Below are 15783 nucleotides of genomic sequence, written 5' to 3'. Positions count from 1 at the left end.
CTCTAAAATTCCCTCTTGAATGCCTTCTGTCACGGCGGATGCAAAAGCCGCATTCTTATACAGCGCATGCTCTAGCGCACGGGTTATCCGTATCAGCGTCGCATTCTTCACTAAGCCCAATGCGACAGCGGATTCAGGCCACAAATCTGATACGGACACTATATACGGCACACCCAAAAGACGTTTATAGATCCACGCTGTGATTCCCAAGAATAGCGGCGGCGACTCCACAATCACATAATCCGGTCGCGATTGACGCATCAACGCCACAAACGAGGTTACGACAAACGAAAAATAGTTCGCGAGTCGCAACCAGAACCGTCCGGTGGGTACACGCCAAATCCACGCCCGGACCACCGGAATTCCCTCGATCACTTCCTTCATGAAGAAAGCCTCTCGGCCGCGAACCTCACGCGTCGCTCCGAGATGATGGGCGTGTGCCGTCACCACCGTGACCTTGTGGCCATGATCCGTCAATTGCTTCGCCATAGCCTGCAATCTTAATGATGCCGCGCCGGGCTCGGGGACATAATATTGAGTTAATAAGATAAAATGCAATGATCTCGTATTGAGCCCTCCGGCCCGTTAAATTTTCAATACGTATAGTTAACGAACATATCACACCTAAGGTATCATATCGAAAATCTTTTCCTATCGGAAGTCGTCTAAATATGGCTGATCTGGAAGAAATCCTGGAGATGAAGGGATGAAGGCTTCAAAAACGTGCCACTAGTCTCATGAACCCAAATGAAAATCGACTCAGTGTCTAAGGACGCGCCCGCTGGATTAACGCTTTCCATATTCCCATTGCAATGCTGCGGCGCGATTCGAGGTGAACGCTAGATATTGTGCTTGCAGAAGATGATTTCAGCCGATACCATAGCAATAGACTCATGAGAGGAGTGGCCCCATGGCTAGTATTCCCCCACGTAGTGCCATACATTCTGGGACGATGGTCGACATTGTCTTAAAAGTCGACCAACCCACAGGTCGATTAACGCGCGGAAGGGTTAAAGATATTCTGACCAAATCGCCGACTCACCCTCACGGAATCAAGGTGCGACTCGACGATGGGCAGGTGGGACGAGTCCAAGCGGTCATCTCCGAATCGTCTTCATAGGTTGGTAAGGGAGTCGCTGTGTCTCGAGACGTCTCACGAGTATCGGGCGCCCCGAATGACTTCTCACCGGAAGACCGTCCTTCGACTGTCCCTACGGCCCCGTCTTCTAGCGAGCCCCTCGACGCAGCAACACTTGTTGCGCAGTCATCCAGAATATGGCGCAATCAAGCCGCAAACTCCATTCATCGCAATATTGCAAGTCAAGCGCCATAATTTCTCCTGTCGACAAGTCGCCGCGACCCGACACCTGGGCGAGACCGGTCATTCCTGGCAAAAACTCGTGACGTCGATGCATATACGGTGCATAGAGCGCTACCATTTCCGGAATTTCTGGTCGCGGACCGATGAGCGACATCTCTCCCCGCAACACATTAATCAACTGCGGAAGTTCGTCAAGCGAGGTGCGCCGCAAGAAATTGCCGATCCGGGTAATGCGCACATCCATTACATCTTGAAACACATAGTGCTCAAACTCATCGGCCGTCGGAGGCACCCATAAAGCGTCCGCCCCATCACGCATCGTACGAAATTTCCAAATCACAAAGGGGCGTCCTTGATAGCCTATCCGCGTTTGAAAAAACCAGACGGAGCCGGGCGAATCCCTCCGTATGAGAACCATAATCAAGAGCCATAGGGGTGATGTCACCACCAAGACGAGCCCCGCGACGACCACATCGAGTCCCCGTTTCACACGCCGTGCCACATCCATGATTACCGAGTCCGCAATAGTGAGGCGCTGAGCGCCTCGACCACGTCGTCGACATCACCATGCGTCATAGTGGGATAGAGGGGCAACGAAATTTGGCCAGCAAAATAGTGGTCCGCCCGAGGGAAGTCTCCCACGCGCCAGCCGAAAGTCTTTTGATAGTAACTATGATGATGAATGGGGATAAAGTGGACCGACGTTCCAATATGACGTTCCCGCAGATCATCAATGACCCGGTCGCGAGCAGTGTTAGTACGTTCGCTGTCGACCCGTATCGGAAATATGTGCCAGGCATGCTCATACCCGACTCGTACGGTGGGTAAAATCACCGGAAGATCGTGCAACGCCTCCATATAGTGCATCGCTAATTCATGGCGCTTTTGCTGCATTTGGCGAAACTTCTGCAATTGTACCAAGCCCATGGCTGCCTCAATATCTGTCATATTGTATTTGTAACCGGGATATTCCACATCATAACGCCAACTTCCCGATTCACTGTAGCGGCTCCACGCATTTTTCGATAATCCATGCAACGACAGTACCCGGATCCTCTCCAGCATGCTGGAATCTGGCACCACCAATGCTCCGCCTTCACCCGTGGTGAGATTCTTGGTCGCGTAAAAAGAAAATGCCGTAAGATTCCCGAACGATCCCACGAGGCGGCCGTCTTGGCGACTGCCTAAGGCATGGGCTGCATCCTCAATAATGTGCACCCCGTATTGATCGCGTATCCGATTCATCTCTTTTATGTCGACACTGTGTCCGGCATAATGTACCGGAATGACAGCACGAGTGCGAGGAGACATCACCTGACGAACCGCATCAAGATTGATGTTGGCTGTGTCCTCGTCGATATCCACCAGCACCGGGGTCGCACCCACATGGATAATCACATTCACGGAGGCGGCAAAAGTGTACGGCGTCGTAATCACTTCGTCCCCTGGGCCAATGCCAGCAGCCAAGAGCGCCAAATGCAGACCGGCGGTACAAGACGAGACACAGACCACCTGCTCTACCCCAAGATATTCCGCCAATTGCTCCTCGAATTGCTGAGTGAGGCCGGCACGCGTAATCCATCGCGCCATAATCGCTTTTTCCACGGCTTGTACTTCCGCTTCCCCCACTTCGGGCTCATTATACGGTAAGAAACGTTCACGAGTCATCACATGCCTCCTCTTACTCCGTAAGTCGCCATCAAATCCTGTACAATCGCGTTAACGGGGTCCTGAAATGAACGCGACGGAATTGGCGGCGGGTTCCCCAATGTCTGTATGCCCGCAGCGATACGCTCTGCGTCCGCCCCAACCAGGACAGCCCGGCCAGAATTCACCAATTCCACCCACTCAGTTTCATCGCGTAATATCAAGCAGGGGACACCCAGAGCGGCCGCCTCTCGTTGCAGTCCTCCAGAATCCGTGAATACCGCAGCACTATCCGCAACCAACCCCAACATCCCTTGATACCCCAACGGTTCAATGAGATGAATAGCACTATCCTTAGCCAGATGCAGGTTATATCGCCTCATTCTCTCTGCTGTGCGAGGGTGAAGCGGCAAAACCACGGGTCGTGGAAGCGACGATAAGCCATGCAGAATGTCTCTGAGGCGGGGTGCACTATCGGTATTTTCTTGACGATGAATGGTGGCCACGTAATATTCCCCAGCGTTGAATCCTAATCCGACCCTCACCGTATCATCGCGAGGCACCATGTGGATCGCTGCATCCATCACATCTCCGGTAAGCTGTACGCCCTCATTAATGCCTTCGTCCATCAGATTCTTTAGAGATTGCTCGGTCGGACAATAAAGCCGCGAGGCCACATGGTCCGTCACAATGCGATTAATTTCTTCCGGCATGGCACGATTAAAACTTCTAAGACCCGCTTCGACATGAGCGACTGGCACGTGCAATTTGACGGCAGCCAACGCTCCCGCCAACGTCGAGTTGGTGTCTCCGTAAACTAGAACCACATGAGGTTCCTCACGCCGAATCACGTCGTCTAACGATGCCAGCATTTTCCCGGTCTGTTCCCCTGCTGTACCTGAGCCGATCCCCAAATCGTAATCTGGCTTGGGGATCCCTAAGCCTTCGAAAAACACCTCCGATAGTTGCCGGTCATAGTGTTGCCCAGTATGCACCAACACCTCATGGGAAACCCGGCGCAAAGCCGGAGAAAGAACGGCCGCTTTGACAAACTGAGGGCGAGCTCCCACCACGCTCAATATTTTCATCGCTAGTGGTGCCCATAAAAGTGGGCAATGGCCTCAACTACGGTGTCCACCTCGTCGTCGGACAGTTCCGGGAAGATCGGCAGCGACAGCACGGTGCGAGTGGCCTCTTCAGTCTGCGGGAATTCTTCGGGACGGTATCCGAGATATTGGAGCACCGGTTGACGATGCAAGGCCAAGGGGTAATAGATAGTAGAGCCAATCTCTCGACTCTTCAAAAAGGCCATCAGTTCATCACGCCGCTCCGCCCGAATGGTGTACTGGTGAAACACATGAGTAGCTTCTACTGGCACCATAGGCGAGATGACCTCGCTAATCCCATGATCATGAATCAAGGCGGTATACCGTTCGGCAATGGCCTGACGACGGCGGGTCCAGTCAGAAAGATAAGGTAATTTAACGTCAAGCACAGCTGCTTGCACCGCGTCAAGTCGGGAGTTCACTCCCAAGGCTTCATGAATGTATTTCTTTTTCGATCCATGCACTCTGAGAGTCCGCACGCGGTCGACAAGCGTAACGTCTTGACTGCATACTAACCCGGCATCCCCATAAGCACCCAAGTTTTTCGTAGGAAAGAATGAAAAGCATCCGAGAGCCCCGACGGTACCAGCCAATTGTCCATTCCATGACGCCCCAATCGCCTGGGCCGCATCTTCAACAATCGGTCCCTCAAACGCCCGCTTTAGGGCCGGCATGTCTGCCATCAGTCCAAACAAGTGGACCGGCAGCATCGCTCGTGTCCGGGGGGAAACGCGAGTCGATGCTAAATCCGGATCCATATTAAACGTATCCAGTTGGATGTCAGTAAAGACCGGTTTTGCACCTGTCCGAAGAATGCTGCCCGCGGTAGCAAAAAATGTAAATGGGGTGGTAAGCACCTCATCTCCGGGACCCACATCTAGCGCCAATAGCGCGAGGTACAGCGCATCCGATCCATTAGCGACGCCCACCGCCGTGGCGCCAATGTAGTTCCCAATATGCTGTTCAAAATCTTTCACCGTGTCGCCCAGAATGAACTGGCTCGATTGCAGTACCCGCTGCATCGCGGCCGATACGTCATCATGAATCTTCTGGGTCTGTCTGGATAAGTCAAATGCTGGAATTGCCATATGCATCCCTCTTTCAGTCCGGTTTAGGAAATAGCCACTGTTCTTCAGGAGTCAGTCGTACCACGCGAGCCGGAATACCCATCACTACTTGATACGACGGTACGTTACGCGTCACGACCGCACCGGCTGCTACCAGCGCCTCTTGACCAATCTCGACTCCCGGCAGCAAGACGGCCCCACCGCCAATGCGGGCAGCCCGGCGTATCCAAGGTCCACGAGTAGCGGCGTGACGGGCTTCAGTACGAGCCACATACGGATCGTTCGTGGTGGTGACCATAGGTGCGATGAACACGAAGTCTTCCACCGTACTTTTGGCGGTCAAGTACACATTGGTCTGCAATTTCGTGTCATTTCCCACAACCGTGTCATTCTCAATCGTACTCTGGCGACCCACAACCACCCGATCACCAATTTGGCACCGCTCACGAATTTGTGCATTGTCGGCGATAAAGCAATCCATCCCAAGGGTGGTTCCCCGGTACAGGATGGCGTATGCGCCGATGGTGGTCCCCTCACCGATGCTTAAAAGGCCTAGGTGACCCGTCTTTAAGGTGCTATTTTTGCCCGCACTAGGTTGTCGTCCCAAGATGCTCCCATCGCCGACGGTCACGTTCTTGGCAATCACCACTCCGTCGTGAATAATCACCCGGTCGCCAATACGGACTCCTGGCCCTATGACCACATCCTCCGCTATGAGACAATCTCGCCCGAATATGGTGTCCTCAGCCATCACGACCCCATTTCCTCGCGTACGCCAACAGATACCGGTCGTCTTTGATCAGCCGATAACATTAATGCTTCAATCACCTCAATGACATGGAGCGCACTGGCGCCCGATAACTTAGACGGCTGTCCACTGCCAATAGCGCGTACGAAATCGTCCAATGCATCCGCATGGCTTTGCCATCCGGTCCGAGACGGAGACTGATGGACCTGGTCGATGATGCTCTCTTCGTCGTCTTCGGGAATGCGCCAGAATTCTAGCTCTTGCACTGTAGGCCCCATAACAATACTGCCTTTGTCCCCCACCAGCGCAATGCGCTCTTCCAAGTTCCCCTCAGCGACCGAGGTGGTCGCATTGACGGTAAAAAGTGCTCCACTACGCGCCCGCATGGTCGCAGCCACGGTATCCTCGGCCTCAATGTGATGGGTCAGTGTGCCGGCAAAACAAAACACCTCTTCGATCGGGCCGGAAAACTGCAACAACACATCGAGAGCATGAATGGCTTGATTAAATAATACCCCACCATCCATATGGCGCGTACCTCGCCACGGTGCGGCATCATAATAGGACTGTGAGCGAGCCCAGCGCACCGATATTCCGCCTTCCACCAAGCGCCCCATCCGCCCAGAGCGAAATACCTCCATGGCCATCTCCACTGTCGGTAGCAATCGATTAAATTGAGTCACCGTCAACACCCGGCCGAGCCGTTCAGCCTGTGCCACCATCGCCATGGCATCTTCTGCCGAAAGTGCCATGGGCTTTTCCACGAGAACATGAGCTCCATGAGTCAAAGCTATCTCCGCTAACTCCCGATGATTACCGGAAGGCGTAGCAATAATAACGCCGTCGAGATCCGAGTGATGCGTAAAAAGCGCCTCGAGATCACCATAGGATGCCGCATCAAACGCAACAGCAGCGGCAGCGGCTTTGTCAACATCTGTATCCACCGTAGCCACCAAAGACACTTTTGGTGTATGGACCAGTGCTTGTAGATGTTTTTGACCAATCTTGCCACATCCAACCAATGCCACTTTCAAGTCAGGCAACACAACACGTCCTTCCCATGCTATAACAAAAAAATCTTTTCGCGCCCCTCGGTAATGCCCTGAGTCGCGTTGCGCGTATCCACAATTAATGGCGCTAACTGCACCAAGCGAGCATAATCCACGACCCGATGAGCCGTGGTAATGACCACACAGTCTTGATTTTGTAAAAGATCATCGCTCATCTCTTGAGAAGAGATTTCCCGACCGAAAAAGGTGTGAGGCTTCACATGAGGGACATAGGGATCGTAGTAAGTCACCCGCGCACCCCTCTCCTCTAAAATTTCGAATACCTTTAATGCGGGCGATTCGCGTTCATCGTTAATATCCTCTTTATAGGCAATCCCCATTAAAAGGATTCGAGAGTTCTTCAAGGATTTTTCGTGTTCGTTGAGAGCACGAATGACGCGGTCCACCACGACATAGGGCATACTTTGGTTAATTTCACCTGCGAGTTCAATGAACCTCGTCGAAAAATCATATTCACGAGCCTTCCAACTAAGATAGAAGGGATCTAAGGGAATACAGTGTCCACCCACGCCCGGGCCAGGGTGAAATATCTGAATGCCAAAGGGCTTGGTAGCTGCCGCGTCTAGTACTTCCCAGACATTAATCCCCATGCGATCCGAAAGCAACGCCAATTCATTGACGAGGGCAATATTCACCGCACGGTACGTGTTTTCAAATACCTTGGACATTTCCGCTACCTTAGGAGAACTTACAGGAATTACTTTTTCGATAGATTGTTCATAAAGACGCGTCGCCACTGTTTGACAAAAGGAAGTCACACCGCCAATCAACTTGGGGGTATTTTGTGTTTTGAAATCCTCACGGCCGGGATCGACGCGTTCCGGAGAAAAAGCCAAGAAAAATTCGCTCCCCAATGTCAATCCACTGGTTTCCAGTATGGGTTGTAAGACTTCCTCGGTTGTCCCAGGGTATGTGGTACTTTCTAAGACGACTAATTGCCCCGCGCGCATAATTGTCCGAACTCGGTTAGCCACTTGAATGATATAACTTAAGTCCGGTTCTTTGTTGTCGGTAAGCGGTGTGGGAACACAAATAATAATAACATCGGCAAAAGTCAAATCCCGGTAATCGCTTGTACCCTCCATTTTTTTATCTCGGACTAAATCTCTGAACAATGCACTATCCACATCAGGGATGTAGTTCTCACCTCGGCATACCTTATCCACTTTTCCGGCATTATCATCCAATCCAATGACATGAAACCCCGCTCGGGCATGTTCTACCGCCAGTGGCAGTCCCACATACCCTAATCCGACGATGCCGATAGTGGCTGTCTTCGATAAAATACGATCTAACAGAATATCAAAAGCGGTGGTCGCTTTAGTGTCGGATGGCATGTTGACGTTCCCCCCCTAGATGATCGATGACTGCCGCGACGGGTCCATATTCTGGTACCACTTGATGCAATAGTGTCTTCAACTCATTGGCGTCCGACGATGCGACGTGCAATATTAATTGCTCTATATTCTTCATGACCTCTCGGCTGTCACAGGGAGGCTCTTGGTGCACGAAAATTCGCTCGTGCCTCGTAGCCCTAGTGCGATCCTCGGTGGTCAAGAGCTCTTCGTAGAGCTTTTCCCCAGGGCGCACACCAGTAAAGACAATATCAATATCAACCCCGGGCCGCAGTCCCGATAGGCGTACCAGGTTATTCGCTAAATCCAAAATTCGAATAGGATCTCCCATGTCCAGGACAAATGTCTCGCCGCCCTTACCCATGGCCCCTGCCTGAATGACCAGCTGCGATGCTTCCGCTACGGTCATAAAATAACGCACCATGTCCGGATGCGTTACCGTAACGGGGCCCCCTGAGGCAATTTGTTGCTGGAACACCGGGATCACGCTACCTCGACTTCCCAACACATTCCCGAATCGAACACTAACAAACCGGGTGCTCGACTGCCGAGAGTAAATTTGCACCAAAAGTTCTCCCACTCGTTTGGTAGCGCCGTAAATACTGGTAGGGTTGACCGCCTTATCCGTCGAAATGAAGACAAAGGTTTCCACCTTGGTGCGATGACAAAGATCCACCAATTGCCATAAAGCGGCAACGTTGTTATAGATAACCTCATCGGGTTGCGCTTCCATTAAGGGAACATGTTTGTGAGCCGCGGCATGAAACACGACTTCCGGGTGGTGCTGCTGAAATACCCGATCCATACGCGATTGGTCTCGCAAGTCAGCCACCAGCGGCACGATTGGCACCTCGGGAAATCGCGTCCTCATCTCACGATCGATTTCAAAAATCGACGTTTCATCTAACCCCAGTAACAGCAATACACGGGGAGCAAAGGGCGCCACTTGACGTGCTAGTTCCGAGCCGATGGTCCCCCCGGCACCCGTTACAAGCACCACGCGGCCCGTAATATACCCCGCAATTTCGCCGAGATCGATGACGGCTGGCTCGCGCTGCAACAAGTCTTCAATTTGCACGTCGCGAATTTGATGAACGGAGACTTGTCCTTCAATCATTTGATTAATGGCGGGCAATGTTTTGACGGTCACTCCGCAGGCGCGACACTCTTCCACCAGAGGGCGAATGACTTCCCCTGATGCGGACGGAATAGCCAACAACACCTGATCAATACGGTAATCACGGACGATCGTGCGAATTTCCGGCGTAGTGCCCAGCACCTTAAGGGACGCAATATGCATTCCCACTTTTTGCATATCATCGTCAAGGAATCCCACCGCAACTCCAACCGCAGGATGGCGCCCCAGTTCTTGCGCGACAAGCTGCCCGGCCTTGCCCGCGCCCACAATCAAGACTCTCGCACGGGTCGGAGGATTGGCGCTCCACCTGAAGTCAAAAAACGACCGCAATAGAAACCGCCATCCCCCAACCAAAGAGACAGCAAATAATAGATAGAGTAAGTACACCGCCCGAGAATAATGCGCCGTATGAGTGACGAGAAGTAATCCGCCTAAGATAATCGCCGAACCAAATACCGAAAAAATTAGGACTTGGGCATCTCGCGCGCCTGCATAGCGCCACATACGGTGATATGTTCGGGTCACAAAAAAGAGCGCAATCGTCAGGACGGTAAAATAGCCCGCCACATGGAGATACGGCAAAAGATAGCTTGAAGGAATGTGTGGCGTATCAAACCGTAAATACAGCGCCAAGTACACCGAAGCATTAATTAAAATAGCATCAACAACCATGGAAAAAATCATTTTAAGATATACATAAATTCTTTGCGCCATAAAAACCCTCATTTCGCGTCTTCTCGGCGCTCAGATTATATCACGGATGCCTCTCGTTCTCGACCTTTTGTCGGATGGACAAGATCGGCGCCACCCCCAATATTTACCGTCTGAAACGCAAACAACAAGAAGACATTTCAGTGTGAACTGTCGAAATATCGGCACATAAACGCTGCCATTGTCGACGAATCTTATGCCGGTCCATCATCACCTTCGCCATAGCCAACCATTGTCATATGAATCAAAACAGCATAGGCTATTAGAAGAATTCGAGGTCTTCTTAAATGGAGGATACACGTGACAATCAAAGTGGAACCATCAACCACCGACGCCGACTGGATCGTCGTCACGGTTGACCATGGAGAACCTAGCCCGGCTCAAGTATCGATTGACCGCGAAGCGCTCAAAACAATTATGCGCGAAGATCCGCGCCCACCAGAACTGCTGTTGGATCTGCTGTGTGAGCGAGTGATTAAAAGAATGCCGTTAGCCAATGGTCCGCACGGTGCGCGTCTCATCACAGCACATAATTTAAGTCTTGTCTGGCCCAAATAAAAGAGGCCCTATGCGGGCCTCTTTTATATCGCGCTATTGACTATGGTCTGTAGGTCCTCTGACTCTAAGGTCTCTTTTTCCATTAGAGACAGCGCTAAGCGATTCAGCGTTTGCCGATGTTGCAGCAATAAGGTTTTGGCCCGCTCGTATTGCTCCATCACGATATGTCTTATCGCTCGGTCAATCTTCGACGCCACTTCGTCACTATAATCGCGAGACCTCATCAGATCGCGGCCTAAGAAAACTGCTCCTTGCCGACGACCATAGGTCAATGGGCCTAACTCCTCACTCATCCCGTATTCCATAATCATTTGCCGAACCATCTTCGTCGATTTCTCCAAATCGTCACTAGCCCCTGTAGAAATTTCACCGAAAACAATTTGTTCCGCCGCTCGGCCGCCCAGCGACATCGCTACGCGATCCAAAAATTGCTCTCGTGTCATCCGATAGCGGTCCTCGTCTGGCACTGGCATGGTATATCCCATGGCCATTCCCCGAGGCACGATCGTCACCTTATGAATAGGGTCTCCATGAGGAACCAGCATGCCCACTAAGGTATGCCCCGACTCGTGGAACGCCACCACACGCTTTTCAAATGCGGTAATGACCCGACTCTTCTTTTGCGGCCCCGCCATGACCCGCTCAGCGGCCTCAATGAAATTATCCATTGAAATGCGGCGTTGTCGATTGCGCGCTGCCAAAAGAGCCGCCTCATTAGCCAAGTTGGCAAGATCGGCGCCAGTAAATCCCGGCGTGCGCTTAGCAATCACACCTAGGTCAATGTTCGCGGCAAGCGGCTTATTTTGCGTATGCACACCCAGAATCTGTTCTCTTCCTGCCAAGTCAGGAGGGTGCACCACAATTTGACGGTCAAATCGTCCGGGCCTCAACAGGGCCGGATCCAACACATCAGGGCGATTAGTGGCCGCCATCAAAATGATACCTTCATTGACACCAAATCCATCCATCTCGACCAGTAACTGGTTGAGCGTCTGCTCACGTTCGTCGTTCCCTCCACCATAGCCAGCACCGCGCATACGGCCCACAGCATCCAGTTCATCGATAAACACAATGCATGGGGCACTTTTCTTGGCCTGATCAAACATGTCTCGCACACGAGAGGCTCCCACGCCGACAAACATTTCGACAAAGCCGGAACCACTTTCTGAAAAAAATGGGACCCCCGCTTCGCCAGCCACAGCCCGTGCCAGTAATGTTTTTCCTGTTCCCGGAGGTCCGTAAAGAAGAATTCCTTTGGGTATCCGCGCTCCCATTTCGAGATAGCGTTTGGGATTGCGCAGAAAGTCGACCACTTCTTCCAATTCCTGCTTTTCTTCTTCGACTCCAGCGACATCACTAAAGGTCACTCGAGGCATATTATCGGCCATTAGTCGCGCCTGCGAGCGACCAAACGACATCATACGGTTCCCACCTTGTCCTTGACGCATCAAGAAAAACACGAGTGCCAAGATAAATAAGAGCGGTAACACGTCACCCAATACCGCTAACCACACGCCGTCTCCACCAGGCTTAGATACAGTCACATTAGCGCCACTCTGGCTCAAATCTTGGCTCAAGGTATAGGTGTATCCGGGCGCATAGACTGTCACATAGTGTGTGCCCGATGCTGTCTGCCAATCGACGTCGTGGGTGGACGAGTCCACTGTTGCCGACGTCACCTGGTGCCGCGACATATCCGCAACCAAGGTGCTGTAAGCCGTTTGACTCACTTGGGATGTCGGAGCATTAAAAAACTCCATTAACAACGACACCACCAACACCACAAAGACAATGGTCAATAGTCCGCGCAACCACCGATTTTGCATTGCAACCGTCCTCTCTATTCCCTCTCCTTATAGTGTAACGTAAAATGCCGAAAAAGAGCCACCCCTCTTCCGGTGTAATGTGCGCTCCCCTGGGCACACTAGGTATAAATCTGCCACAAGGGGGCGCTCGCCATGCAGGAGAGGCCTACGTTATGGCCATATGCCGCGTTCACCTGGGTTGTCGCTTGGCTATCGCTGCCAGCACTACCCACTTACCTTCCCATTCCCGGTCACTTCTTATGGAGTCGTCTAGCTGCTATGACGGTGATACCAGCACTGATTTGCTTCTTCGGGGTCATCGGCGATGCGATCACAAGACGATCGTTCGCCATCGCCCTCATCAACACAGGAATTCTCATTGAATCTCTCTATGTCACTCATTTCGTCAGTATGCCTACCGCTCTACAGCTTGTCGAACGGTGGCTGGCTGCCCTAATGGCGCTCGTATCTCTGGTGGTGTGCTTTCGTTCTTACCGACCCAACGCGCCGCCGGCCATGGAAATTCTCTCCAGCGGTGCGTTAACTTTAGCGTTTATTGCCCGCCCTATTTGGGCAGACGCCTTCTCGTCAAGCGTCTTGGCTGTCACCCTCGGGGTGCTCGCACGGCGTAAATCACGACCCACTTAATAACTCAAGTACAAGTTATAGAGAGAGGTGACATCTTGCACATATTGTTGCGTCTGCGGGTATGGCGGGATACCCCCGTACTGTTGTACCGCCCCTGGGCCAGCATTATAGGCTGCTAATGCAAGACTGGTATTGCCTCCAAACATCGAGAGCATACTATGCAAATAGAAGGTACCGAGCTCAATGTTGTCTTCGGGATTGTACAGTTCTTGCGATACCGTCGCGGGCGACAGGCCCACCGCTGAGGCAATGTCGCTCGCGGTGCCTGGCTCGAGCTGCATGAGGCCGACAGCGCCGGCCGAACTCACGGCACTGGAGTCGCCTCCCGACTCTTGGGTAATCACCGCAATGATTAATGCCGGCGGTACCCCCCACTGGCTGGCAATAGGCGTCACCACGGGCAGCATCGCATTATACAGTGCCTGCCGAGACAACCCTCCGGAATTAAACTGTTGCAGTAAGGACTGGATTTGACCCACGATCGACGCAATTTGCGATTGCAGGTTCGCCATCCCACTGGACAGTTGATTCTTTTGACTTTGTAATTGACCGATCAACTGCTGACGCTGCGCTAATCCCACCGACACTTGGCTCGCTTCCTGAGTTGCATCCGCCTGCAATACTAACGAATGTTCCTTCTCACGATTAAGGAGCACCTGTTCATTTTGCAGCATAGCCTCATGCTGACTAATGGAGTTTTTCGCCTGACTCAAAAACTGGGTCTCTTTTTGTAAATTCGCTTGCTCAAGTAACATGGCCGACTCTTCATTTTTGATGACCTGCACTTCGTTGGCGGCGGACGAGGCAATCTGTCCTAAAAGTTCGGCGCGACTAATGAAGTCCGAAAACGAGCGAGCCCCTAAAATCACATCCAAGTACCCGACCGAACCGCGTTCTTCAATGAGTTGCAATTGTCCAGACAGCATTTGACTCTGCTGAGACAAGTGCTTTTTGGTCACCACAATCAGTGCCGTCGTCTTCTGATAATCCGCAGTCGTAGTGGACAGCTGCTGCTCGGTCTCGGTAAGTTGCGCTTGGGTGGAATTTAAGAGGTTCTGGGTGGTACGAATATTCGCATTGGTCACTTGGATTTGCTGGGATGTCGACCCAATTTGCGCCTTTGCGGACGACAGATCCTGATTCAGTTTCGACATCTCGGATTCTGTGTCATTAATCGAATTTTGAGTTTGAGTATACTGCTGTTCTTCGGCGGCGAGTTGCGATTGTGCTTGGGCTTCCTCTTGCTGCAATTGCTGGAGACTCGCGGCATAAGCGACGGGTCCAAACATCACGAGTGCCATCCCAGCCGACAATGCAATCATTGCGGCTCGCTTCAATATATTCCCTCCCGTACTCGACAAATCACGTCTTTGCTAACGACAAAGAACATTCGACGTGCATTGGCAAATTCCTCTTTTCTCCTCGTTCAGTCCACGAATTCGTCAAATTCCCCGAAGGATCGCCTAAAGAGCAGCCGCGAATGATCCGAGACCGCAGAGCCATATATCGTAGATCAAAACGCAGAAATCCCTTCGTCGAAGGAGCGCAACGCGCCGAAGTCAGCTAAGATGTTCCACTGCACGGTTGAGGTAGAGAATGAGCCCAATAATTGCCATATCGAGACAAACATGCCTAGGCCCAAAGTCACGTAAATTCTGATAGTGCTCGGACGCGTGAGATCTTGCCATCGCATCTCACCTTATACCCGATATGAAGGAGGCTTAGGCGATGCCCTCAGATAGCCAACGAATTTGGATCACTGGTATTGTCGCTACCCTTGTATTTAGCCTAGTGACCGACATCATTCCTACTTTTTATGGACCGCGTCTCAACATTGCCCTTTGGGATGGGACCTTTGTGACACTCAATTTGACCTTGGCCGTCATTGTCGGATATGGATTGGAACTATTAATCGGAGTGGGATTGACCGCCTTTTACGCAAAACATCTCCGCCATCCAGGCATTAACCCCATCCTTGAGGGTCTACTCTATGGCGTAGCCACCTGGCTAGTCTTTATGGTCATCGGTATTCCGATCTTTGATGCAGTCAGCCCATTTGTCCAAAGCGGGCTTATGATGAGTCCAGGCTTCTTTTTATGGCGTTTGGGATTCATCGCCCCCATCAGCTGGCTTATCGCCTCCTCACTCTTTGGAATAGTCATAGGGTATTTCCTCGACCTACGGTTCTCATGGGGCAGACGCTAAGTTATTTTGGCTAATTTATCTTTCATGGAGTTGACTAGGATAGGGCACGCGCCAATTTCGACGGCCAACTCCTACCGGGTCCATTCGGGCACGGACGAATACCCATAATGCGCATCCGCATGAAACTTCCCATAGCCATCGGTTTGCGCCCGGAGATCGGTAAACGTCATGTAAGGAGCGTTGGCGCCAGATTCTCACCGAAACCTCCAAGATCCCGGTGAAGTACTTGTTCACGCTGCAACAAACCCGCTTCACCGATCAGTTCCAGCAAATGCGCCACAATGACGTCCATTTGGTCGTCCCGCAACCGTACCACTCCGGTTATCCAACCGTCGCGGGTGCCCAAGCGCGATACGTCGGATAGGAGGCCATGCTACACTACATTTAATTAGCCTTTACGGAAG

The 15783-nt window shown here is 51.9% G+C and carries 15 protein-coding genes and 1 pseudogene; 5 read left to right on the top strand and 11 right to left on the bottom strand.

The features are described from left to right. On the bottom strand, nt 1-558 hold a 558-nt coding region (locus tag ACOJWD_RS00810), incomplete at its 3' end, for a glycosyltransferase (RefSeq protein WP_486991315.1). Between the two features lie 352 nt (nt 559-910). On the opposite strand from ACOJWD_RS00810, the gene ACOJWD_RS00805 reads away from it, so the two are divergent. Continuing rightward, a complete protein-coding gene (locus ACOJWD_RS00805) occupies nt 911-1120 on the top strand; it encodes a YwbE family protein (RefSeq protein ID WP_486991314.1) in 210 nt (69 codons plus the stop codon). Nucleotides 1121-1226: 106 nt separating this feature from the next. Here the strand turns inward: ACOJWD_RS00805 and ACOJWD_RS00800 are convergent, their stop codons facing one another. The 8 genes from ACOJWD_RS00800 to ACOJWD_RS00765 are packed head-to-tail and all read right to left on the bottom strand — an operon-like array spanning nt 1227 to nt 10166. After that, complete coding sequence (locus tag ACOJWD_RS00800) at nt 1227-1829, bottom strand: sugar transferase (RefSeq protein WP_486991313.1); 603 nt, start codon at nt 1827-1829, stop codon at nt 1227-1229. A 2-nt stretch (nt 1830-1831) separates the two neighbouring features. After that, entirely contained in the window at nt 1832-2989 is a 1158-nt protein-coding gene (locus ACOJWD_RS00795) for a DegT/DnrJ/EryC1/StrS family aminotransferase (protein ID WP_486991312.1), read from the bottom strand. Then, complete coding sequence (wecB, locus tag ACOJWD_RS00790; protein WP_486991311.1) at nt 2989-4056, bottom strand: non-hydrolyzing UDP-N-acetylglucosamine 2-epimerase; 1068 nt, start codon at nt 4054-4056, stop codon at nt 2989-2991. The genes ACOJWD_RS00795 and wecB overlap by 1 nt, the downstream gene beginning before the upstream one ends. Before the next feature lie 2 nt (nt 4057-4058). Continuing rightward, nucleotides 4059-5162, bottom strand: coding sequence for a DegT/DnrJ/EryC1/StrS family aminotransferase (locus ACOJWD_RS00785; protein WP_486991310.1), 1104 nt, complete (start codon nt 5160-5162; stop codon nt 4059-4061). A gap of 13 nt (nt 5163-5175) precedes the next feature. Then, nucleotides 5176-5892 (bottom strand): acyltransferase, encoded by a 717-nt coding sequence (locus ACOJWD_RS00780; protein WP_486991309.1) that lies wholly within the window; start codon nt 5890-5892, stop codon nt 5176-5178. Continuing rightward, entirely contained in the window at nt 5892-6932 is a 1041-nt protein-coding gene (locus ACOJWD_RS00775) for a Gfo/Idh/MocA family protein (protein ID WP_486991308.1), read from the bottom strand. The genes ACOJWD_RS00780 and ACOJWD_RS00775 overlap by 1 nt, the downstream gene beginning before the upstream one ends. Nucleotides 6933-6952: 20 nt before the next feature. Next, complete coding sequence (locus ACOJWD_RS00770; RefSeq protein ID WP_486991307.1) at nt 6953-8296, bottom strand: nucleotide sugar dehydrogenase; 1344 nt, start codon at nt 8294-8296, stop codon at nt 6953-6955. Then, nucleotides 8280-10166, bottom strand: coding sequence for a polysaccharide biosynthesis protein (locus tag ACOJWD_RS00765; protein ID WP_486991306.1), 1887 nt, complete (start codon nt 10164-10166; stop codon nt 8280-8282). The genes ACOJWD_RS00770 and ACOJWD_RS00765 overlap by 17 nt, the downstream gene beginning before the upstream one ends. A gap of 297 nt (nt 10167-10463) precedes the next feature. On the opposite strand from ACOJWD_RS00765, the gene ACOJWD_RS00760 reads away from it, so the two are divergent. After that, nucleotides 10464-10721 carry a hypothetical protein gene (locus ACOJWD_RS00760; protein WP_486991305.1) on the top strand — a complete coding sequence of 86 codons (258 nt, stop codon included), beginning with the start codon at nt 10464-10466 and terminating at the stop codon, nt 10719-10721. A 23-nt stretch (nt 10722-10744) separates the two neighbouring features. Here the strand turns inward: ACOJWD_RS00760 and ftsH are convergent, their stop codons facing one another. Next, a complete protein-coding gene (gene ftsH, locus ACOJWD_RS00755; protein ID WP_486991304.1) occupies nt 10745-12547 on the bottom strand; it encodes an ATP-dependent zinc metalloprotease FtsH in 1803 nt (600 codons plus the stop codon). Between the two features lie 132 nt (nt 12548-12679). Here ftsH and ACOJWD_RS00750 point away from each other — a divergent pair, with 132 nt between their 5' ends. Beyond that, a complete protein-coding gene (locus ACOJWD_RS00750) occupies nt 12680-13174 on the top strand; it encodes a hypothetical protein (protein ID WP_486991303.1) in 495 nt (164 codons plus the stop codon). On the opposite strand, the gene ACOJWD_RS00745 is transcribed toward ACOJWD_RS00750, so the two are convergent. After that, nucleotides 13171-14511 (bottom strand): transglycosylase SLT domain-containing protein, encoded by a 1341-nt coding sequence (locus ACOJWD_RS00745; RefSeq protein ID WP_486991302.1) that lies wholly within the window; start codon nt 14509-14511, stop codon nt 13171-13173. The two genes, ACOJWD_RS00750 and ACOJWD_RS00745, sit on opposite strands and share 4 nt — an antisense overlap. A 391-nt stretch (nt 14512-14902) precedes the next feature. Between ACOJWD_RS00745 and ACOJWD_RS00740 the strand changes: the two genes are divergently transcribed. Both ACOJWD_RS00740 and ACOJWD_RS00735 read left to right on the top strand, forming a co-directional pair. Beyond that, a complete protein-coding gene (locus tag ACOJWD_RS00740; protein WP_486991301.1) occupies nt 14903-15379 on the top strand; it encodes a hypothetical protein in 477 nt (158 codons plus the stop codon). A gap of 175 nt (nt 15380-15554) precedes the next feature. Beyond that, a pseudogene (locus ACOJWD_RS00735) lies at nt 15555-15743 on the top strand (type II restriction endonuclease); the annotation flags it as partial. Between the last annotated feature and the right edge of the window lie 40 nt (nt 15744-15783).

Source organism: Sulfobacillus sp. TH-112 (genome assembly GCF_057473405.1).
The sequence above is the reverse complement of the archived record's forward strand: the minus strand, read 5'-3'. Positions and strand labels throughout refer to the sequence as shown.